The sequence below is a fragment of the Mesorhizobium sp. LSHC412B00 genome, assembly GCF_000503035.1.
GTDB lineage: Bacteria > Pseudomonadota > Alphaproteobacteria > Rhizobiales > Rhizobiaceae > Mesorhizobium.
In genome coordinates this window covers 539,697-560,941 of record NZ_AYWB01000001.1, presented here as the reverse complement: position 1 = coordinate 560,941, position 21,245 = coordinate 539,697, and the positions used below count along the sequence as shown (strand labels likewise).

General features: G+C 61.2%; 20 protein-coding genes and 2 pseudogenes. 9 read left to right on the top strand and 13 right to left on the bottom strand.

The features are described 5' to 3' along the window. Positions 1 to 10: 10 nt before the first annotated feature. Both X757_RS161925 and X757_RS161930 read left to right on the top strand, forming a co-directional pair. Positions 11 to 1,003, top strand: a complete 993-nt coding sequence (locus X757_RS161925) for a sterol desaturase family protein (protein ID WP_023691685.1) — start codon at positions 11 to 13, stop codon at positions 1,001 to 1,003. Next, complete coding sequence (locus X757_RS161930) at positions 1,000 to 2,154, top strand: GNAT family N-acetyltransferase (protein ID WP_023725120.1); 1,155 nt, start codon at positions 1,000 to 1,002, stop codon at positions 2,152 to 2,154. The genes X757_RS161925 and X757_RS161930 overlap by 4 nt, the downstream gene beginning before the upstream one ends. Before the next feature lie 526 nt (positions 2,155 to 2,680). Here X757_RS161930 and X757_RS1000000167725 read toward each other — a convergent pair. From X757_RS1000000167725 to X757_RS161945, 5 genes and pseudogenes are all read right to left on the bottom strand, one after another. Beyond that, a complete protein-coding gene (locus tag X757_RS1000000167725; RefSeq protein ID WP_023725118.1) occupies positions 2,681 to 2,980 on the bottom strand; it encodes a hypothetical protein in 300 nt (99 codons plus the stop codon). Between the two features lie 14 nt (positions 2,981 to 2,994). Continuing rightward, positions 2,995 to 3,329, bottom strand: a pseudogene (locus tag X757_RS1000000168815) (uracil-DNA glycosylase family protein); the annotation flags it as partial. After that, positions 3,269 to 3,880 carry a glutathione S-transferase gene (locus X757_RS161940; protein WP_023725117.1) on the bottom strand — a complete coding sequence of 204 codons (612 nt, stop codon included), beginning with the start codon at positions 3,878 to 3,880 and terminating at the stop codon, positions 3,269 to 3,271. The pseudogene X757_RS1000000168815 and the gene X757_RS161940, both read right to left, overlap by 61 nt. A gap of 67 nt (positions 3,881 to 3,947) precedes the next feature. Continuing rightward, a pseudogene (locus X757_RS01000000164450) lies at positions 3,948 to 4,420 on the bottom strand (isoprenylcysteine carboxylmethyltransferase family protein). Positions 4,421 to 4,441: 21 nt separating this feature from the next. Next, positions 4,442 to 5,524: an NAD(P)/FAD-dependent oxidoreductase gene (locus X757_RS161945; protein ID WP_023725116.1), complete on the bottom strand. Its 1,083-nt coding sequence runs from the start codon at positions 5,522 to 5,524 to the stop codon at positions 4,442 to 4,444. Positions 5,525 to 5,912: 388 nt separating this feature from the next. Between X757_RS161945 and X757_RS161950 the strand changes: the two genes are divergently transcribed. Together X757_RS161950 and X757_RS161955 are read left to right on the top strand one after the other, a co-directional pair. After that, entirely contained in the window at positions 5,913 to 6,563 is a 651-nt protein-coding gene (locus tag X757_RS161950; protein ID WP_023725115.1) for a TetR/AcrR family transcriptional regulator, read from the top strand. Positions 6,564 to 6,598: 35 nt separating this feature from the next. Then, positions 6,599 to 7,462, top strand: a complete 864-nt coding sequence (locus X757_RS161955; RefSeq protein WP_023725114.1) for a class I SAM-dependent methyltransferase — start codon at positions 6,599 to 6,601, stop codon at positions 7,460 to 7,462. Positions 7,463 to 8,035: 573 nt separating this feature from the next. On the opposite strand, the gene X757_RS161960 is transcribed toward X757_RS161955, so the two are convergent. Genes X757_RS161960 through X757_RS161985 form a run of 6 tightly spaced genes read right to left on the bottom strand, consistent with a single transcriptional unit; the run spans position 8,036 to position 14,102 of the window. Then, positions 8,036 to 8,398: an AraC family ligand binding domain-containing protein gene (locus tag X757_RS161960; protein WP_023683363.1), complete on the bottom strand. Its 363-nt coding sequence runs from the start codon at positions 8,396 to 8,398 to the stop codon at positions 8,036 to 8,038. 3 nt (positions 8,399 to 8,401) lie between these two features. After that, positions 8,402 to 9,835 (bottom strand): FAD-binding oxidoreductase, encoded by a 1,434-nt coding sequence (locus X757_RS161965; protein WP_023725113.1) that lies wholly within the window; start codon positions 9,833 to 9,835, stop codon positions 8,402 to 8,404. Further along, positions 9,835 to 11,013, bottom strand: a complete 1,179-nt coding sequence (locus X757_RS161970) for a M20 aminoacylase family protein (protein ID WP_023725112.1) — start codon at positions 11,011 to 11,013, stop codon at positions 9,835 to 9,837. Before X757_RS161970 ends, X757_RS161965 begins: the two co-directional genes overlap by 1 nt. Further along, complete coding sequence (locus X757_RS161975) at positions 11,010 to 11,819, bottom strand: ABC transporter permease (RefSeq protein WP_050593906.1); 810 nt, start codon at positions 11,817 to 11,819, stop codon at positions 11,010 to 11,012. Before X757_RS161975 ends, X757_RS161970 begins: the two co-directional genes overlap by 4 nt. Further along, positions 11,816 to 13,015 carry an ABC transporter permease gene (locus X757_RS161980; protein ID WP_050593905.1) on the bottom strand — a complete coding sequence of 400 codons (1,200 nt, stop codon included), beginning with the start codon at positions 13,013 to 13,015 and terminating at the stop codon, positions 11,816 to 11,818. Before X757_RS161980 ends, X757_RS161975 begins: the two co-directional genes overlap by 4 nt. Before the next feature lie 31 nt (positions 13,016 to 13,046). Continuing rightward, entirely contained in the window at positions 13,047 to 14,102 is a 1,056-nt protein-coding gene (locus tag X757_RS161985) for an ABC transporter substrate-binding protein (RefSeq protein ID WP_023696855.1), read from the bottom strand. 121 nt (positions 14,103 to 14,223) lie between these two features. Between X757_RS161985 and X757_RS161990 the strand changes: the two genes are divergently transcribed. The 5 genes from X757_RS161990 to X757_RS162005 are packed head-to-tail and all read left to right on the top strand — an operon-like array spanning position 14,224 to position 18,790. Next, complete coding sequence (locus X757_RS161990) at positions 14,224 to 15,558, top strand: aspartate aminotransferase family protein (protein ID WP_023725109.1); 1,335 nt, start codon at positions 14,224 to 14,226, stop codon at positions 15,556 to 15,558. Next, on the top strand, positions 15,558 to 16,295 hold the full coding sequence (locus X757_RS0133220) for a GntR family transcriptional regulator (protein ID WP_023713979.1): 738 nt from the start codon (positions 15,558 to 15,560) through the stop codon (positions 16,293 to 16,295). Before X757_RS161990 ends, X757_RS0133220 begins: the two co-directional genes overlap by 1 nt. Positions 16,296 to 16,339: 44 nt before the next feature. Further along, a complete protein-coding gene (locus X757_RS161995) occupies positions 16,340 to 17,398 on the top strand; it encodes an ABC transporter ATP-binding protein (RefSeq protein WP_245275024.1) in 1,059 nt (352 codons plus the stop codon). Between the two features lie 31 nt (positions 17,399 to 17,429). Beyond that, positions 17,430 to 18,365, top strand: a complete 936-nt coding sequence (locus X757_RS162000) for a 3-keto-5-aminohexanoate cleavage protein (RefSeq protein WP_023725107.1) — start codon at positions 17,430 to 17,432, stop codon at positions 18,363 to 18,365. Next, entirely contained in the window at positions 18,362 to 18,790 is a 429-nt protein-coding gene (locus tag X757_RS162005) for a thioesterase family protein (RefSeq protein WP_023725106.1), read from the top strand. The genes X757_RS162000 and X757_RS162005 overlap by 4 nt, the downstream gene beginning before the upstream one ends. Before the next feature lie 1,331 nt (positions 18,791 to 20,121). Here the strand turns inward: X757_RS162005 and X757_RS162010 are convergent. Both X757_RS162010 and X757_RS162015 read right to left on the bottom strand, forming a co-directional pair. Next, a complete protein-coding gene (locus tag X757_RS162010; protein ID WP_023696849.1) occupies positions 20,122 to 20,346 on the bottom strand; it encodes a KTSC domain-containing protein in 225 nt (74 codons plus the stop codon). Between the two features lie 429 nt (positions 20,347 to 20,775). Then, positions 20,776 to 20,961: a DUF3606 domain-containing protein gene (locus X757_RS162015; RefSeq protein WP_023725103.1), complete on the bottom strand. Its 186-nt coding sequence runs from the start codon at positions 20,959 to 20,961 to the stop codon at positions 20,776 to 20,778. Between the last annotated feature and the right edge of the window lie 284 nt (positions 20,962 to 21,245).

Sequence of the window (21,245 nt, the reverse complement as noted above, 5' to 3'; positions counted from 1 at the left end):
CACTGCATCGATGTTTTCGGAATTCGCCAGAGTGATCGTGGAAAAACTCTCACACATCAATCTGCTGACACTCGGTCTCCTGTTGCTCACGGCGCTGGGGAGCGCTGTGGTCGCCTACTGGCGAACGGTCGAACAGAAATCCTTCCGGGACTTTTTCGACTTCGCCTTTCCCGCGGAAGTCATCATGCACCCATCGGCGCGAGCGGACGCATTGTTCTGGATCACGAAAAGGCTGGTGATGCCCTTCCTGCTGATTCCCGCCGGTGTCACTTTCGTTGCCGCCACGGGATATGCAACAAACCAGGCAGTCGGCTGGCTCTTCAGCATCTCGCAACCGCTGATACCCGGCCCCGCCGGCCCAGTGACGATCATCCTCTTCACCGCAACCATGCTCGTTGCTTACGATATCTCCTACTACCTATATCACGTTGCCCAGCACCGTTTTCCGTTCCTGTGGGAATTGCACAAGGTGCATCATTCGGCCGAAGTGATGGTTGGGATCACCAAGGACCGGGTTCACCCCCTGGACGATCTGATGAACCGGATCTGGGACGGCGTCATACCGGGGATCAGTTTCGGCTTGTGGAGCCTGATTGCGCTTAATCCGGTCGAGATCGCCATATTTGGCATCAACGTCTATGTCATTCGCAACATTCTCATGATGGACTTTGTTCGCCACACGCATCTGAAGATTTCCTTCGGCCGGTTGAACGGCGTCATCTTGTGTCCGCACTGGCACCAGGTGCATCACAGTGTCGACCCTCGCCACTACGACAAGAATTTCGGGCTGCTTTTTTCATTCTGGGATCGCATATTCGGAACGCAGTTCATCCCGGATCCGGACGAAGACCTCAAGTTTGGACTGATAGATCGCGACGTACGCGACTATCAGTCGCTTTTTGGACTTTACGTGCTGCCGCTCAAGAAAATGGCAAACCATATCGTGCGACTTTTTCAAAAGCGCATCGATGTCGCGCGGCCGCAGGACCGTCTCCAACCATGAACAAAATGGCTTCCATTGACGCTGTTGGTGCGGAGCGACTGGAAATCGTCAGTTCGACGGATCGCCTGGCCGCCATCGAAACCGAATGGGTAGACCTATGGCATCGTACCGATGCACTGATCTTTCAGAGCCATGCCTGGGTTTCGGCATGGTGGAGCACCGTGCGCGACCGCGACCGGCGCTCGCTGCGGATCGGCCTGGTATGGAGCGATGACAGGCTGGTCGCTGTCATTCCCCTGGCGATCGGCAGACGAAAAGGACTTCGGCTCCTCGAATGGGCCGCCAATAGCTATACGGACTATGGTGATATTCTTGTCGCGCCGGAATGCTCCCTATCGGCCCTCCAGAACCTCTGGAACCGGATCTGTTCGGCGGGTGGCTTCGATCTTGCTTTTATCAATCGTCTGTCGCCGGATGCGGCAGCCCGCAGGATTTTTACACCGGGCTCTTCCAGCGGCGTCAAGCTTCGCGCCAATCACCGGGAGGAAGTCAGTTATCGCGTCGCTGGACAGTGGGCCAGCGGAGCAGCATGGCTGGCGGACCAGTCGAAAAAGATGCGCCAGAACTATCGGCGCGGCATCAAGATACTGGAAGAAACAGGCGAAGTGAAATTCCGCCTCCTGTCGGCCGACGAGCCGCTGCAGCCATTGCTGGAGCGACTGTCGGCGCTGAAGCGCAGATGGCTGGAAAAGCACACGCGTGAATCCGACCTTTTCGAAGAGGGCGAGCCGGTTCTTGCCGCCCTGGTGGACGCGCTGTCACGCGCCGGTGTGCTGCGCATTTTCGTACTTGAATGCAATGGTGCGATGGTCGCGGTTTCCATCAACATCGTCCAGCACAACGTCATGATGGCATTCGTTACCACCTACGACCCTGATTTTAGCCGAGCGTCGCCGGGTGCGGTCCTGATTACGGAGTATATACAGTGGTCGTTTGATCACGGCTTGGGACTGGTCGATTTCCTCTGTGGCGGAGAGGCCTTCAAACATAGGTTTGCAACACAGGCCGTTACCCTCCAATCCGTTCTTGGGGCACGCACTGTGCAGGGCGCGCTCGCTTCTCTCGCTGATCGTATCTGTCAGACGATCCGCGTACGCTCACGCGGATTGGCGTCGGCGAATCCAGAGCGCCCGCCCGATGAGACTGCTTAATTTAGCTGGATAACTTGGGCATAAGCCGCCGAGCGTTGAGGGCTGGCGTGCGACATGGGCGCGCCATTCGAAAATCCGCGTCGATTGCGCCTCGGAATCGGGACCGAATGGGTCCGCAGGTGGAGACTTCAGCCAATTCTCGCAAATCACGTCTCTCGATGCGCAGTTTGTTGTCTGCGAAGCGTCGCAACACGTTCGTTGGCGTCACAATGGTAGCAGGCTAGGTCCTGAAAATCATTGAAGATTTTTTCGGACAGGGCGCCTACCATAGGTCGGCGTTTTTACTGTGATTTCAACAGCTTAGGTAGGCTGGTAGCGGGAGAGCGCTACCGCCTTTCCCCCCACTCAAAAGACTTGCGGTATTATCTGCGATGTTGGGCGTGACGGAGCTGTCTTGGTGCTGCAAGAACGGTGTGGAGCGCGAAAGTCTGACCGAAGCCGACGAGGTTTTTCGTGACGCGAACGGCAGCTTCGCGCCGAATATCGGCCAGCGTCGTAGGAATTGATGCGATGACTGATCAGCGCGTCACCAGCAATTGAGGGTCCATTCACAAGATTGGAGTGCACCCATGTTTCGATCGAAAGTTGTCGCCCTTGCGTCGCTTGGGCCTCGTCCCGGGACCTGCCGCTGCCCCCCCCGCGACCCCTGCAGCGGAGTAGCCGTCGGCAGGATCGGTGCGAACGCCTTCGCGACGCGAAGCCGGCCATAGACGTTGACGTCGAACATCTCGGCGACACCGTCGAAGCCACCGGTCAACCGGGGCTCCGGCACCGGGGTGCCGGCGTTGTTGACAACGATATCCACGTCGGTCGCGATTTTCGCCAAATCCGAGACTGCCTGAAGCCCATCGGCACGATGGCGAATTTCTCAATGTCGTATAATTCGTCGCCGGTCACTTCAAGCCGACTGCGCAGGCGTTCGCCCGAGGCATCGATGAAAGGCATGCCCGACAGGTGCACCTTGGATCCCGGCGCCTGGCTGGCGATCACGATGCGGGCGCTGGATGATGGCCGCAGCACCGGCGCGGCTCATGCGGCAGCGGGTTGCCGACGGGATTTTCGACGCAGATGCGGCAGGCCCGAACCGTCGCTGCAAACCTGTCCAGTTCCACGCTCAAGCGGCGGCACTCGGCCGGCTGGAGACCGCCTGATGCCAGCGCAACACATTGGTGTATTCATCCGGCACCTTGATGCGCGCCGGATTCATGAAGTCGACCGCGATCAGGCCGGTGATATCGGCAATTGAATAGCTGTCGCCGGCGACGAATTCCCGGCACGCCAGCTCGTCGTCGAGGATCTTCAGGAATGCGACCGCCTTCGGTTTGTTGGCCTCGCCCCATTCGGGGATCTGCGGAATTTCCAATTCCTTCATGGCCGGATGGATATGGCGAAAGGCCTGCACGACGGAACTGAGCAGGTTGAACTCCATCCGCCTCTGCCACATCTCGACCTGCGCCTTGCCGAGCGCGCCATGCCCGAACAGGGCGGGCTCGGGGTGCAACTCCTCGAAATAGCGGCAGATGGCGACGGATTCGGTGATGATGGTGCCGTCGTCGAGCTCCAGCACTGGCAGGCGTTGCAACGGATTGCGTGAGCTGACCGTCTGGCTCTTTTGCTCAAGCGCGCCCATGTCGACCGACACCAAAGGAACCGCGATCCCCTTCTCAGCAAGGAAAACGCGAACCCGCCGCGGATTGGGCGCCCGGTCGCTGTCGTAGAGTTTCATTCGATTCTTCCTCTTTCTTCCCAGCCAATGCTGGTTTTGCGCCCCGCAGGCGGCAGCGGCGGAATAGTCAGAGCCATCGGCGAACCTCGGCCTTGTAGCGGCGATAGTCGTCGCCGAACTTCGCTTCGAGATAGCGCTCCTCGCGGGCGATCACCTGCGTCTGGATCGCGATCAGCACCAACGGGAGCAAGGCGAAGGCGATCGGCCCGTCGAAGCCGATCGCAAGGCCGGCATAGATAAGCGCCATGCCGAGATACATGGGATTACGGGTCCACCGATAAGGACCGGTCGTTGCGATGAGCGTCGTTGGCTGCGACGGCGGAACGTTGGTGCCCAGCCGCCGGAACAGCCCCGCCGCCGCAAGCATCATCGCCGCGCCGGCAACGAACAGCAGCGCGCCCGTCGCGACCAGCAACTGCCAGTCGATGCCGAAGGAGCGCAGGGTGACGAACCGCTCCCCGCCAGCCCCAACAGCAGCGCTCCCAGATAGAGGAGGGGCGGAGGGAAGCGCACACCCGCGCTGTCCGGTTCGACGGTCATGCTCATCTCCAATCTGTGCTCTCAAACCAGCATCGACTGCTGGGCCGAGATACCCGCCAGCGCGCCGTGCGATATTGCTGTGGTGACCGAAGCCATGGCTGGGTTTGCAATATCGCCGGCGGCGTACATGCCGGGTATGCTGGTTTCGCGGCGCTCGTCGACCTTGAGGGCGATGCCGAGGGGCGTATCGACCGTGGCAAGTCCCAGTGATTCATGCAGGCTTGCGGACGGCCTGTTGCGCGGATGCGCGAATAAGATATCGACTGCGACATTGGGGCCGGTATCGAGCTTGAGGGTGGCGTTATGCCCCTCGTGACGGGCGATTTCGGCGATCCGGCCATCAACGACAGGTATGTTGCGGCGCGCCAGATCGGCCCGGATATCGGGTGCAATGTCGTGACCATCAGCGAAGACCGTCAACGTGTCGGTCCAGTCGTGGTACAGCCTGACATAATTGTGCGACGGCGGGCCGGACCAGACGAGGCCCCAATGCTGGCCGGCGACTTCAAAGCCATCGCAATAGGGGCAGGGTACGATGGACGTGCCCCAGCCTTCGGCAAAGCCCGGGACATCAGGCATCTGGTCGGCAACGCCATAGCTCAGGATCAGTCGCCGCGCCCCAAGGCTTTTGCCATCGCCAGTGAGGACGGAGAAATCGTCAATGGCGCCGGAGATGCTATCGGCCCGGGCATTGACCAGCTTGACCGTGGGATAACGCGCCAACTGCTGCCGCGCTTCGGCCAGGATGTCCAGCGGTGGCTTGTGATCGTGGCCGAGCAGACCATGCGAGTGGCCGGCGAAGCGGTTGCGCGGCAGGCCGGTATCGAGAACGGTGACCTTGCGGCGGGCACGGCCGAGTNACAGGCTGTCGGCCCGGGCATTGACCAGCCTGATCGTGGGATAGCGCGCCAGCTGGTGCCGCGCCTCGGCCAGGATGTCCAGCGGCGGCTTGTGATCGTGGCCGAGCAGGCCATGCGAGTGGCCGGCGAAGCGGTTGCGCGGCAGGCCGGTATCGAGAACGGTGACCTTGCGGCGGGCACGGCCGAGCTGCAGGGCGGCGGCAAGACCGGCAAAGCTGCCGCCGATGATGATGACATCATCCATAGTGATGGGCTCCGTGTTGTGGTTGGAGGGGTGTGGGCTGGGCCTGGCGCGAAATAGCGTCCAACGATACGCGCTCAAGACGGGCAGCGAGCAGAGCTCCGGCATCGCCGAGACAATCGCCCATCACTGTGTTCACCGACCGGATGATGCCGCATTCGATATCTCCAGGTGGCCTCGGGAAACTTGATTTGGAGGACAGGGTAAAATCCAATCTTTGGCTTGCATATTTCCGAAACTGTGTGGTATCGTAATTCAACAATTAAGATACTGTCAAGGACTGTAATTGCCGTGACCGAAAATAGCCAGGGCCGGCGCGGCCGGCCCGCCAACGAGGCGCTTGGCCAAACGATACTCGACGCTGCGTCCGAACTCTTTGTGGAATTGGGNCGTGACCGAAAATAGCCAGGGCCGGCGCGGCCGGCCCGCCAACGAGGCGCTTGGCCAAACGATACTCGACGCTGCGTCCGAACTCTTTGTGGAATTGGGTTTTCAAGCGACGACATTGGACAAGGTCGCCCAGCGGGCGAAGATATCCAAGCTCAGCATCTATCGGCACTTCGAGAACAAGGAGGCGCTGTTCAGCGCGGCCATCGCGTCCGGCTGCCATCAGTTGTTTGCACCACAGGCCCTTCTTGAAGGCGTCGACGGTTCGGTCGAAGATCAGCTCATGGCGGTGGGATCATCCCTGCTTCGCACGCTGTTGAGATCAGACGTCCGCAGTGTCGAAGCCATGGTAATGGCCGACCAGACGAATCCAAAGTCGTTAAGCAAGCTCCATTACGAGGCCGGCCCCGCCCATGTCATCGCCCAAATCGAGGCCCTGTTGCGTCAGTTGCACGCAAAGGCGGTTCTGAACGTGCCCGATTCTCTCCGGTCCGCCCGCTTGTTTGCCGCGCTTTTCAAAGGATCCGATCTCCTGATTATCGCACGCTTCGATGAGGCGAGAGCAGCGGACGACAACGAAATCGAATCCTATTGCCGGTCGGCTGTCGCCATGTTCATCGCCGCGCACGGTGGCAACGACCACGCGAGCCGATAGCCTGGGTAAGAACGGACCGGAACAAAGGATATGGCATGACAGAGAAGAATGTTTATCAGGTAGCCGACTGGAAAGCCCAAAGCGGGGAGCGCTGGGTCACTTACCAGGCCCGGCTCGATGCCATGATGGCGGTGTTCGGCCAAGCCGCGATCCAAGCCGCTGCGCCCGTTACAGGCGAACGCGTGCTGGACGTCGGCTGCGGCGCGGGAGCGACTAGTCTGGATCTGGCCGCTCGCGTCGGCGCGGGGGGCCATGTGCTGGGCGTCGACATATCCGAACCGCTGATCGGCAGAGCGCGCGCGCTAGCGCCACAGGATACGCCGGCCGTGTTCCAGGTGGCCGACGCCAGCAGCACCGAATTGCCCGAGGGCGCGTTCGACATCCTGTTCTCGCGCTTCGGAGTGATGTTCTTTGACGATCCTACGGCGGCCTTCACTCATATGCGCCGTGCGCTCAAGCCGGGCGCGCGGGTCGCTTTCGTCTGCTGGCGCGGCATGGCCGAGAACGATTGGGTGCGCGTGCCGATGGGCGCGATGAAGGGCATCCTTCCGCCGATGACGCCGCCCGGTCCCGAAGCGCCCGGCCCGTTCTCGTTTGGCGACCAGGGGCGGGTGGCGCGTATTCTAACGGTGGCTGGCTTCACCGATGTCGCTATCGCGCCCTTCGATGCCTCCATCCCGTTCGGCAAGGGGGAGACGCGGGACGCGGCGCTCGACGACGCGGTGAAGATGACACTCGAGGTCGGCCCGCTGGCGCGCTCTCTCGCTGATCAGCCCGACGATATCCGCGCCCGCACCTCGGCTGCGGTTCGTGCCGCCTTCGCGGGCTGCCCCGGTGAGCGGTCGGAGATGATCGACGGCGCGGCGTGGATCGTCACCGCGCGCAATCCGGCAAGCTGACAGGGATTAACAGACGCCCCGTCTCGATGGCTCGGCGTCGGCTGTGACGCGATCGACCCGCACTGCCTGCGGCCGGAACGCAGAGGAGATAGGGCGGCGGGCTTTTGTCCCAGGTCGCACCGATGCCATTGGTTTATATCGCGCTCATCGGCGATTACCTCTGGAACGATATTGACCGCCCCCTCGAACGATTCAGGCCAATCCGAATGTCTGGTCGGCAGCGGATGGGAGCATCCTGTTCATAGCGCCAGCCATGCAGCATTGAAATTATTGAGAAATTTTTCCGGAGGCGCTACCAAATATGCAGAAATGTCTAGCTATTCCAATAACTTAATCGATTTTTGGTAGCGGGAGAGCGCTACCGCCTTTCCCCCCACTCGTCGAACTACCGGTTCCTGCTTAGGTGCTGCGGCTGAGCTGTGTCGCTGCAATCTGCCGCCAGACATGCGCGCCAGCATGACATATGATGAACGTGACAACCCAAGGAGTGGGAGCCGGAGTCGATGTCTGGACGCCCCGGGTTCGGAACTGCGCTGCGGATGGACAACGCATGGAAAAGGAGTGCCTGTCAGTTCAGGGTTCTACCGTTCCCTGCCGCGCTGCCCAGTCGAACGGGTAAAGGCAATAGAAATAGCCGGTACGCTCGGTGGCGATGTATTTCAGGTGGGTGCCGTTTGGCAGCCAGACGATATCGCCGGGATTGCACTCATGGCGACCGTCGTCCAGTTCGATCGTCAAGGTGCCCTCGTGGATGAACAGCACCTCGTCGTAGGTCACGGTCCAGTCGATCGAGGCGTTCTCGAGATACTCGATGCCGCCGCCCATGGTCCGACTGATATCGGCATTGATGACGCGGGCAATCGAGGATGTGCCTGTCGGTGTGATGGACGGCTTCAGGGTCAATTCGCTGTGCTTGAAGATCTTGGCCTTGGACACCGTTTATCCTTTCCTTGCGCGGAGGTTGGCTTTCGAAGGGGTGACGCCGGACGGGGCCAGTCCCGCGAGCCATCTGGTCAAGAGGTCGGGTTTTCGGCCGGCATGTTCGAGATCGTCGCGCCGCCGCACCGCGCCACGAACGAAATGCGCGCCGACGAAACGGAATGGTTCGGGTGGGAAGCCTCGCGTCACCGGACGCACGAGCGCCGAATGGGTTAGTTCGGATTCGCCTGCGGTCAACAGGGTGGTCAGGATCTTGCCGCCGAGATAGGCGATCGTCGTGCCGTTGCCTGAAAAGCCGTAGCCGTAAATGATGTCGCGGTTAGAGGGCAGGGCGCCGAACAGCGGCACGCCGCTGACGGTCCGGTCGATGGGTCCGTTCCACGATGTCTCGAGCGGAAAGCCGGCGAGCGCCGGGTGACCGTCCCGCAACACGCGGCGCATGTCGGCAACCCGTGGCGATTGGCCATGAAATCGCTGGTCGACGATGCCGCCGAGGCCGATGACGCCGCCACTGACGCCAACAGACAGCCGGCCATCGCGGGTCGGCGACCAACCGCCAACGAAGACGCGGGAATCGATCATCAGCGGCGCGCGGCGGTAGCCGACCTTGTCGAGAAGGTCTGGAATGGGCTTCGACATGGCGTCGTCGCTGGAGATGTTGAAGATTGCCGGCGCAAGTTCGGGAATGGCGCCGGACCATGCATTCATGGCAAGCACGATCTTGCCGCAGGACACAGTTCCTCTCGCCGTTTCCACCTTGAGCTTGCCGCCGCGTGAAAAACGCGTCATCGGCGATTTCTCGTAGATGCGCACGCCGCGCTTCAGTGCTGCCCGGCGCAGGCCGCGCACCAGGTAGCCGGGGTGCACGGTTGCCGACGAATCGTCGAACGCACCGCCGAAGTGGCTCGTCGTACCGGCCATCGCCGCGATCTCGTCGCGCGAAACTCGTCGCGCCGGCACGTAGCCATGCGCCGCCAGCTTGTTCAACGCGTCGTCCCAGGCGCCAAGCTGGGCTTCGCACGTCGCACCCCAGATCCAGCCGATGCGATCAAACCAGCTGTCTATTCCCTCGGCCTTGCAGAAAGCCTCGATGCCGCCGATTGCGGCTTCGGATGCCTTGATGATCGAAAGTGCATCGTTTCCGTCGCGCAGCGCGGCGAGCGCGCTGTATTTCGTCCATGCCGAGAGCACCATGCCAGAGTTGCGGCCGCTCGGGCCACCGCCGCAAATTTCGCGCTCGACGATGACAACGTCGAAGGCGGGATTGTGCTCCTTGAGGCGTATAGCGGTCCACAGGCCCAGATAGCCGCCGCCGACGATGCAGATGTCAGCCTGGGTCGCCTCTTCGAGCGGAGGCGCAAGGTCTGGGTCCTCGGGCAGGGCCTGCCGCAGCCAATGGCTTCGCCAGACGATGTCCTTTTCCGTCAGTTGCATCACGATGCGCCTCTGGCTGATAGGCGGCGCTCCACGAGCCTGACCCAAAGGCTCGCGCCAATCGGCAGGATTGCGTCGTTGAAATCGTAGTTGGTGTCGTGAGCCGCAGCCTGGTGCGCATCGTCGGCCTGGCCGAGCAGGAAATAGCAGCCGGGCCGCTGTTCCAGCATGTAGCAGAAATCTTCAGAACCCATCTCGGGAGGCGGATCGATGACGAGACTTGCCGGTCCCATCACCTCGTTCACAATTGCGATCATCGCGTCGGCTTGCGCCGCAGTGTTTATCGTCGGTGCGAAGGGCGTTTCGTAGCGGATGTCGACGTCGGCGCCAAAAGCTTCAGCTTCGTTTTTCGCGATGCGGCGGATTGCCGTCTCCAGCGTCTTTTGAACCTGATGGTCAAAGGTGCGCACGGTGCCAGTCAGAAACGCCGTATCGGGGATGGTGTTGAAGGCTTTGCCTGCGCGCAGGCTGCCAACGGTGACGATTGCGGGAGAATGCACATCGGTGACGCGGCCGGGCAGGGCTTCGATTGCCAGCAGGATGCGCGCGGCGATGGGGAGCGGATTGATCGCCAGATGCGGCATCGCCGCATGGCCGCCCCTTCCGTGGACGACGATCTCGAAGCGATCGGCCGCCGCGGCCACCGTTCCGCGGTGGACGGCGATCTCGCCGAGCGGCCGTTCGCAATTGTGCAGCGCGTAGACTTCATCGCAGGGGAAACGCTCGAAAAGGCCCTCGTTCAGCATGGCAAGCGCCCCACCTCGACCCTCCTCGGCCGGCTGGAAGATGAAATGCACCGTGCCGGCGAAGTCGGGCGAGCGAACAAGCGCCGAGGCTGCGCCGAGCAGCATAGTGGTATGGCCGTCATGGCCGCAGCCATGCATCCGCCCGGGGGTGCGGGACGCATGCGCCAGCGGCCGTGCCTCAGTCATCGGCAGGGCATCCATGTCGGCGCGGATGCCAAGGCTGCGACCAGCGCCGAGCCTGCCCCTGAGCGTGCCGACGACACCTGTGCGTCCGACGCCTTCGGTCGTCTCGATGCCCCACGCGCGCAGTTTGTCCGCCACGAACCGGGCCGTCTCGAACTCTTCGAAACCGAGCTCGGGATTGGCATGGAGATGCCGCCGCCACGCCGTCATCTCGGTCTCGAGTTGCTGCACCGACGGAACCAGTTTCATGCCGATGCCTTTGCGCGGAGAGCTTGCGAGCGGCTCTGCAGGATGGTGATGACTCCAAGCAGGATCGCGGAGAAAGCGATCAGCAGCACGGCGACGGCCGCGATGGCAGGGCTGATGGACTCGCGCACCCCGGAGAATATCATGCGGGGCAAGGTTCGCTCCGCGCCCGTCGAGAGGAAGCTTGCGACGACGACTTCGTCGAAAGAAATGATGAAGGCGATGATGGCCCCTGTAACGACGCCCGGCGCTATCAGCGGCAGCACCACCTTGAAGAAGGTGCGCATGGCGCCGGCGCCCAGCGATGCCGCCGCACGAACCAACGTCCGGTCGAAGGTCGAAAGGCTGGCGACGACGGTGGTTAGCATCACAGGCACGGCCATCGCCGTGTGCACCAGAATGATCGATAGCTTGTTGCCAACGAGTCCCAGCGTGGCGAAGAATGAAAAGGCCGCGACGCCGACGATGACGACCGGCGTCACCACAGGCGCGGCGATGATCGCGTAGAGGATCCGTTTCCCGGCAAAATCACCCCAGGCGAGCCCGATCGCCGCAGGTATGCCGAGCAGCAAAGCCAGACCCGTGGTGGATAGCCCGATGACGACCGAGTTCCACAGCGCGTTCGGCCAGCGCTCGTCGACCCACAGTTCGGCATACCAGCGCAACGACCAGCCCGGCGTCGGAAATGCCAGCGAATTGCTCGAGGTCAGCGACATGGGGACCACGATCAGGAGGGGCAGGATGATGAAAGCCAGCAACGTCGCCGCATAGGCATACATCAGCCATTTCCGGAAGCGGTCGGCGCTCATGCGACATGCGCCTTGCTGCGGAAGAGGACGGCTGCCGTCCAGAACAGGAACGCAAACAATACGAGGATCATCAGCAGTTGCAGGGAAAGCGCTGCGCCCATGCCCCAGTTCAGCGTGCTGTTGGTGTAGAAGGCTATGTAGCTGGAGATCATCTGGTCTGTCGGCCCGCCGACAAGCGTCGGGGTGATGTAATAGCCGAGCGCGAAGACAAAAACGATTGCCCCGCCGGACAGGATGCCGGGCAGGATCAACGGCAACTGCACGCGGCGCCACGCCGTGAGCCACGGCGCACCCAACGACAGCGCCGCGCGCATGTAGGTGGTCGGAACCCGCCGCATGACGGCGACGACGGAGAGGACCATCATGGGCAGCAGAACCTGAACCATCGCCAGGTACAGCGAAAAGCGGGTGTAGATGAGGTCGAGGGGTTCGCTGACGATACCCAATCCGAGCAGTGTGGAATTCACGGGACCGTTCTTCTGCAGCACGATGATCCAGATGACGGTGCGCACCAGCAGCGATGTCCAGAGCGGAAACAGGATCAGCGCGAACATCAGCTTCGACCAGGCAGGCGGCGCGCTGACGATCGCCTGCGCCAGCGGCACGGCGAGCACCGCGCAGATGACCGTCACCACGATGCTGATCCAGATCGTACGCAGCAGCGCGTCGACGAAGATGGCGCGGTCGGCCGAAACGGCTTCGATCGAATTGTCCGCCCCGCGCTTCAGGTCGAGGCTCGCAAGCAGATAATAGTCCGTTCGCGCGCTTTGCTGACGCGCTATGACCTGCCAGAGATCGATGTTTTTCCAGCCGGCCTGTTTGGCGAGCACCTCGTCGCGCACGGGGCGCATGCCGAGCTTGCCGTCGGCCGCATCCTTTGCCGTCTTGATGACGAGGAAACGGCTACCGACAACGCGCTGGTTCACGAGTTGCGCCAGGACGCCTTCCTTCCCGGCGCGCCGCGCGTCGGCCAGGTCCTCGACGAGTGCTGCAAAGACGGGTTCGCCAGGCAGGCCGCTCTCTGCTTTCCAGCCGGCAAGAGCGGCAATGGTGCGCGGCAGGTTGTTCGAGAAATCCGAGTTGTCGACGGCCAGAGCGAGGAAGCGCGCCACCGGCCACAGAAACAGAATGACTACGAATAATATAAGCGGAGCCGTCAACAGGGCGAGCATGCCGCCCCGTTGGCGTCGCTTCATAGCCGGTTTTGTCCCGACCAACATGCCCAAGTTACTTCGCGAGCCAGGCCTTGAAGCGTTCTTCCAACGCTTCCTTGTGCTCGGTCCAGAAGTCGTTGTCATAGGCGGCGCCGTACTGGAGGTGCTCCGGCGACGTCGGCAGGTTGGCCTTCCAGTCCGCGGGAATGAGGTCGGCGGCTTCCTTGCGGCCGGTGCCATAGGCATAGAGCTTGGAGAAGCCGGCCTGGTTTTCAGGGATGGAGAACCACTTGAGGAGATCCAGCCCGCCTTGCTGGTGCGGTGCGCCCTTCACCACGGCCCAGTAGTCGGTGCCGTAGAAGAAGCCGGCGTCCCACGCGATGGCGTAGGGCTTCTTCTCGTTGATGGCTTCGTTGGTGATGCGTGCATTGAACGCGTCGCTGAGCGTCACTTCGCCGCTGTCGAGGTTCTGAATGCCCTGCGTCGTGGTGGACCACCAGACGACGTTCGGCTTGATCTTGTCGAGCATGGCGAAAGCCCGGTCGACACCTTCCGGCGTGGCCAACACCTTGTACATGTCCTCGCGTTTCACGCCGTCGGCCATGAGCGCGTTTTCCAGCGTGAACTGCGCTTGCTGGTAGAGGCCGCGCTTTCCCGGAAATTTCTCGACGTTCCAGAAGTCCGCCCAACTCTTTGGCGCGGCGTCGCCCTTATAGACATCGGTGTTGTAGGCAAGAACCGTTGCCCATGTGTCGGACGCGACACCGCATTCATGCAGGGTGCCTGGGAGATAATTCGCCGCGTCGCCGGTGATCTCGGGCGTCAGCGGGACGAACAGGCCTTCGGCGCAGCCGACTTCCATGGCGGGCGCTTCCACCGAGACGACGTCGTAGGTAATATTGCCCGCCTGCACTTGGGCACGCACCTTGGCGACCTCGCCGCCCCACTCTTCCATGATGATCGGGACGCCCGTCTTTTCGGTATACTTGTCCCAGACTCCATCCTTGTAGGCCTTGTCCCATGTACCACCCCAGCCGACCACCGTGACGGGATCGGCTGCGGACGCGGCAAAAGTCGAGGTCGCGAGGCAGATAGCGGCGGCAGATACGGCTTGCAGATAAGTCCTCATCGCAGTTCCCCTTTCTTATCGTTGTGGATTTGATCAAATTTCAAACGCAAAATGGATTGATTAGCAACAGGAATTTGCGATAGGGTGCAAAAAAGTTAAAAAGACAAGGGGATTTGATCGAATGCTGCAAGGCACTAGAGACGTGCGCGCCAATGTCAGTCTCGCTGCTGTTCTGGACGAGGCGCGACAGTGTTTCGCTGACGCCAACCCGAACAGCCTGGCGCGTCAGAACGAGGCCGCGGCATCGTTGCCGGGCGGCAATACGAGGGCTGTACTTTGGTACCCGCCATTCCCTGTTTCGTTCGTCTCCGGCGAGGGCTGCAGGGTGACCGATCTGGACGGCCATACCTATATCGACCTGGTCTCGGAATACAGCGCCGGCTTCTACGGTCACTCCGACAAGGCGATTTCGGCGGCCCTTGTGGACGTCATACAGGGCGGCATCATGCTGGGTGCACCCAACCGCTACGAGGCGCGCCTGGCAGCGGCGGTGGTCGAGCGTTTTCCAGCCATCGAGCGCGTGCGCTTCTGCAACTCGGGCACCGAGGCGAACATCATGGCGATTTCCGCCGCTCGCGCCATCACGAAGCGTTCGAAGATACTCGCCTTCCGGGAAGGCTATCACGGCGGCGTACTGACTTTTGCGCATGGCGGCTCACCGCTCAATTTGCCTTTCCCCTTTGTTTTCGCCGACTACAACGATAGTGCAGGCGCCGTGGCGCTCATCAAGGAACAGGGCGACGAGCTTGCCGCCGTCATCGTCGAACCGATGATGGGCGGCGGCGGCTGCATCCCGGCGACCCGCGAGTTCCTGCAGGCGCTGCGCACAGCGACGAAGGAGACCGGCGCGCTGCTGATCTTCGACGAGGTCATGACCTCGCGCCTCGACTATCGAGCGCTCCATGGTGCGCATGAAATTTTTCCCGATTTCGTGACGCTCGGAAAGTACATCGGCGGCGGTGCGAGTTTTGGCGCATTCGGTGGACGCGCCGACCTCGTCGACCGCTTCGATCCGGCTTTGCCTGGTGCGTTCTCGCATGGCGGGACGTTCAACAACAATATTCTCAGCATGGCTGCTGGTTTCACCGGTCTGACGCAGGTGCTGACGCAAGAGGCGAGCCGCGCCATCAATGCGCGCGGCGATCGCTTGCGTGAAGCGATGAACGTCTCCCTTGAACGACATGGCGTCGAGGGCATCGTCATAGGGCGCGGGTCGTTGATGAACCTGCATTTCGTCAGGGGGCCGGTGGACAAGCCGGCGCGGCTCGACGATGCCGATCCATCGGTGATTGCGCTGTGGCATATCGAGATGCTGTTGCGAGGGTACTACGTGACGCCGCGCGGCATGCTGGCGTTGTCACTGCCATTTGGCGACGCCGAACTCGACGGCTTCGCCGCCGCATTCGACGATTTCCTGTCGAGCAACCTCAAAATACTGCCCCGCCGGACAAACTGATGCTCGATCGCAAGGATGCCACCGCCGGCTCGGCCGCGCAAAAGACAGCTCATGTTCGTGTCCATACGGGCTTGAAGGAAGCACTGATGAACGGTGACTTCCTGCCCGGCCAAAGACTGGTCGTGCGACAGCTTGCCGAACAGTACCGGACCAGCGCCATGCCGGTGCGCGAGGCCTTGCGGCAACTCGTCAGCGACGAGGCGATGTTCGACCACCCAAACCGGGGCGTCATCGTCCCCGAGGCCACGGTGGCGCGTATTTCGGATCTCGTGCGTGTGCGCTGCAGCGTCGAAGGGACCGCGGCCGAATGGGCTGCGACGACCATCACGCCCGAAGAACTCGATGAATTGGCGAAGCTGAACAGCCTGATGCGCGAGTGCGTCGAGAGCAACGTCATGGCTAACTATCTCGGCCTGAACAGGCGGTTCCATTTCACGATGTACCATGCCGCGCGGTCACCTCTCATCCAGCAGATCATCGAGAAATTGTGGCTGCAGGCAGGACCGTTCTTGAACATCGTCCGCTCGGACGTGACCTACGGCCTGGGCCTGGACCATCACGACGAAATGCTCGCGGCGCTGCGTCGCGCCGATGGCGCGGCTGCGCGCAAGGCCCTGGTGGCCGATCTGCGCGAGGCCGCCGACATCATTCTTCGCGCCGCGGCGGCGGCTGAGGCGCAGCCTGCTCGAAAGCGCTCGACTTCGGTGCGCCGTGATCCGAAGGCGCAGGCGCGGTGATGGGCGGATCTCCGCGTGGGCCGGTTCACGTCGAGTTTCGCGGCGTGAGCAAGCGCTACGGGCATGCGGTCCAAGCGGTGCGCCAGCTCGACCTGGAAATCATGCGCGGCGAATTCCTGACGCTGCTAGGCCCTTCCGGGTCCGGCAAGACGACGGCGTTGATGATGCTGGCAGGATTCGAAGATACGACCGAGGGCGAAATTCTCATTGACGGTCAGCGCATCGACAACGTTCCCGCCAATCGTCGCGGCATCGGCATGGTGTTCCAGAACTACGCGCTTTTCCCGCACATGACGGTCGCCGAAAATCTGGCTTTCCCGCTCGAGGTCCGCAAACTTGGCCGCGAGGAGGTCAGGCGACGTGTCGGGAACGTTCTCGACATGGTCCAGTTGCCCGAATTCGGCAATCGGCGGCCAGCGCAGCTTTCGGGCGGGCAGCAACAACGTGTGGCGGTTGCCCGTGCCCTGATTTTCGAACCAAATCTTGTCTTGATGGACGAACCGCTTGGCGCCCTCGACAAGCAGCTGCGCGAGCAGATGCAGTTCGAGATCAAGGATATTCACGCCCGGCTGGGCGTGACCTTCGTCTACGTCACGCACGACCAGACCGAAGCGCTAACCATGTCGGACCGGATCGCGGTGTTCAGCGCCGGCCGCATCGAGCAACTGTCGACGCCGCGCGAACTGTACGAGCGTCCCGCAGCAAGCTTCGTCGCAAGCTTCATCGGCGAGAACAACCGCATGCCAGGTGCAGTGCTTACCGGCAGCGAAGATGGGAGCGTAATCGTCCGCCTCGACGACGGCGCCGTGTTGAACGCCATGTCCTGCGGCGCTGCGCTTGCGTCGGGCGCCAAGGTGACGCTGTCGATAAGGCCCGAGCGCCTGTCCGTTCTGCAGGACGGCGTCACGGCGCTCAACGAGATTCCGGCGACGGTCGTTCAATCAATCTACGTCGGCGATCATGTCCGGCTCGTCGCCGCGACCGCGAGCGGCCAGAAATTCATCGTCAAGCTTGCTACTTCGTCGTCTCAGCCGAAGCTCGATCCGGGTACGGCGGTCCGGCTGGGCTGTGGTCGTGAGGATTGCCTCGCGCTCGATAGATAACAACAAAAGGCAGACAAGGGAGACTCCAACCATGAAGAAAGCGCCGAAAGTCGTCATCACCTGTGCGGTCACCGGCTCGATCCACACGCCGACGATGAGCCCGTATCTGCCGATAACGCCGTCAGAGATCGTCGATGCCGCCGTCGGCGCAGCCGAAGCCGGCGCGTCGGTGATCCATCTGCATGCCCGCGACCCCGAGACGGGCAAACCGACCCCCGATCCTAAGCTCTTCATGGACTTCCTGCCGCGCATTAAGCAGCAAACCAACGCGGTGATGAACATCTCTACCGGCGGCGGCCTCAAGATGACGCTCGACGAACGTCTCGAAGCCGCCCATGCCGCCAAACCCGAACTCTGCTCGCTCAACATGGGGTCGATGAATTTCGCCTTGCACCACATCGCGCCGAAATACACCGACTGGAAGTACGACTGGGAGAAGGGCTACCTGGAAGACACGAAGAAGGGCATCGTCTCCAACACGTTCGAGCAGATCGAGCGCATCATCCTCGAGGTTGGCCAGGCCTACGGCACCAAGTTCGAGTTCGAGTGCTATGACGTCAGTCACCTCTATACGCTGGCGCACTTTCTCGACCGCAAGCTGCTGAAGCCGCCGCTTTTCGTCCAGACGATCTTCGGACTTCTGGGCGGAATCGGCGCCGACGCCGAAGACATGATGCACATGCGCAGGACGGCGGACAGGCTGTTCGGAGACGACTATCTCTGGTCGATCCTTGCCGCCGGCAAGCACCAGATGAACCTCTGCACGATGGGTGCGATCATGGGTGGCAATGTGCGTGTCGGGCTGGAAGACAGTCTCTATATCGGCAAGGGCGCGCTTGCCAAGAGCAATGCCGAGCAGGTCGCCAAGATCAAGCGCATCCTTGGCGAACTGTCGCTTGAAATCGCAACCCCCGACGAAGCCCGCCAGTTGCTGGATCTCAAGGGCGGAAACGAGGTCGGGTTTTGACGCCCCCGATTGAAACCTATGTCGGCGTCGTCCATCCTTGGATGTGTGACGCGATGGGCCATCTCAACGTCCGTCACTACGTCGCTATGTTCGACGACGCTAGTTTCCAGCTGCTCGGCAGGATCGCCGATCCCCGTTTGACGCCGACGCTCGGCTGGGCGGATGTGAGGATGGAGATCGACTACGTGCACGAAACCGAGGTGGGAACTCTGGTCACCGTTCGCACCGTTATAGAAAAGCTTGGGAAGTCGTCGCTGACCTTTCTGCATGAAATGCGCGGCACGCTGGACGATGTGCTGCATGCACGCATGCGCACCGTAACGGTGCGCTTCGATCTTCAAGCGCGGAGCAAGATCGAGATCGAAGGCAAGGCCCGACAAGCGAGCGCAAATCTCCCGAGGGGTGAAGCCGATGCGCATGGGTGACGGCGAGAATGTCTTGAGCGAGATGCGGTAGGTCGCGGAAGGCTTCTACTCGCCATAGGAAGGGCAAAATATAGCCGCTATTGCACAGACACCGCATTGGGCGGCCGACACAATCGGGCCGTTGCGTACGATAGCGGGGTTGATTGGTAGTGGGACATTCGCAAGGGCGCTCTTTTGCTATCGTCAGCCAGCGTGACGGCAAGTCGGTATCGAGTGTCACGACGTTGAAAAACAAGACTCGTCGCAATGATGGACGGGGCAGATACGTCTATCAGATGGTTGCCGGAAGGCGTGTGCAAAAATCGCACACGAAAGTTCTGCTTCTCTACTTTTCTCGTTCCCACGACGGAGCTGCCGATAGCCCTTTCGGACGTTCTTCTGCCGACGATTTGGCCGCTCCCTATCGTCCCCAGGATACCCTATGCCGGTACTTTCGAGAAATCGCAGGGTTCCCACAACCCAATCATATCGCGTCGCCAAGCAGTCGGCCTCGAAACAATGTTGATACGCCGGGCACGATCCAGGTCAACACGCAGACATTGTCTGGCCGAAACACCGCAGGCCGCCGTGCGTCTGTAGGGGGCGGAAACGGTCAAATGGGCATGCCCTCCCGCCGCAGAGACGCTGCCGCCTGAGGGGGAAAGCAGCCGGGCCAGGCTGGAAAGAGTTCCGCTCCAGCCCAGCCATACCCAGCATTATCCGCATCGCACCGGTGCGCAAGCGGCTGCCGATGGTTATTCCGAAGCCTGACCCCAACCCCTGCCGAAACAGCACATCGCGAGGCCAGGGGGCAGGGGCAAACCCGACCGAAAAGCCCACCACTTTGCGCTAGAATCCATTAGCGCACGGAACCGATCGTTGGCACCCTTGTTATCGAACGGAAGGGACATTGCTTTGTCATTTGGAGATGAACGATGAAACGGCTTCTTTTTGCTACTGCCATGATGGCTCTTTCCACCGGGCTTGCTTTAGCCGGGACGACAGGGACAACAGGGACGACGTCGAGTGGTTCCTCCACTACAACCACAACGATGCCGACGACAGATAGCAACACGGATTCGACCACAACGAAGTCGACAAACTCGAACTCTGCGAAGGACTGTGCGCCTGGCCAGCAGAGTGGCAGTGCGAAGCAGGCGGCTCCTGGTCAGCAGGATGACACAAGCGCCAAGTCCGCCGCCCCTGGGCAGATGAAAACGACTGCCGAAGGTTGCTAATTGTGCCGACCGGCCGGCAGCGATTGGTGTGGATGCCTCCCGCTGCCGGACCGACGGCAACGATCGGGTCAGCGCCGCCTTTCGAAAGCTGCGGTCTTTTACTTATGAACCTCTCTAATCGTCCGACGAGCCTGCCTGCCCTTCCGTGAGCCGGAATGCATAGTGGTTACGGATGTGATTGTTGAAATAGCGGCCCTTGGCAAAGGCAGATTTGAACGCGACAAACGCCTCAAGCGGCACGTCCAGGAATTCGTATTGCTTCCCGCTGGCTACAAACCAGACCGAAAGGACCCTAGTGTCCGGGTCATAGTCGAACTTGCGTATCGAGGTCGACGGCATGGTGCGTCCCAGCGTGCGCAGTGGGCGAGCAGGGTATGGACCGCCATCTACAGGCAAAAACTGTATTCGAAGATAGCCCGCGCTTCTCGTCGGTGACCCTGATTCAAACAGGCCCGCTGGTGCGCAGAGTTAGGTTTCCTTTTTCCGTCGCTTTCCGTCCGCCTGATCGGAGTTTTCGCGTTGATGATGCTGGCCATTACGGCATAGCGATCCATCTCCTCAATATGATATTTCGGCACTTTTGTTCCTACGCGTCCAGTTCGAGCGGCTCGTGCTCCGGATCAGCATGATAGGCGACCTGCCGAAGATCGCGCATGTCGATCTGCTGACCGCAAACAGGGCAAGGGATGAAATGCTCGAGTTCGCTCGCGGGCGGGCCTTCACATCGGTGCCCGACTAGTGGTCTGCCGAGATCGGATAGCCTGGTCATTATTTCCGCAGCGCTTTGGCTTCTCGCTCGAGCGTCTCGCGCTCGTTGCCGTGCTTCGCAATCAACTCCTTGACCTGTTGAGGCGTGATGCCGACCTTTTTGGCGAAATACTGGACCTCATAATCTTCATCGGCTGAAACACGGTCCCGATCGCGGGAATCCCGCTTGCTCTTGTCGTCGGCCATATCGATTCCTCCTGCGATCATCCCGCAACGTCCAGTTGGCGTGTTTGTTGCACCAAAGACCGATTTTTGGTTTCGGAATCTTAGGCTTATTGAATCGCGGGTGGTGGATGTGCACATTCAAGCCAACACACAACGGGCATTCCCGGGACGATTGAGCCCCAGACCAGGCGCTCCCCAGCCATAGAGAATGGGCAGATTCTGAAACTAATCCACCGGCCGTGGGTTAAGGCTGTATGTGGTCGATTCCTCTCCATGGATGTAGCCGCGTCTTCACCGAAAGCCCG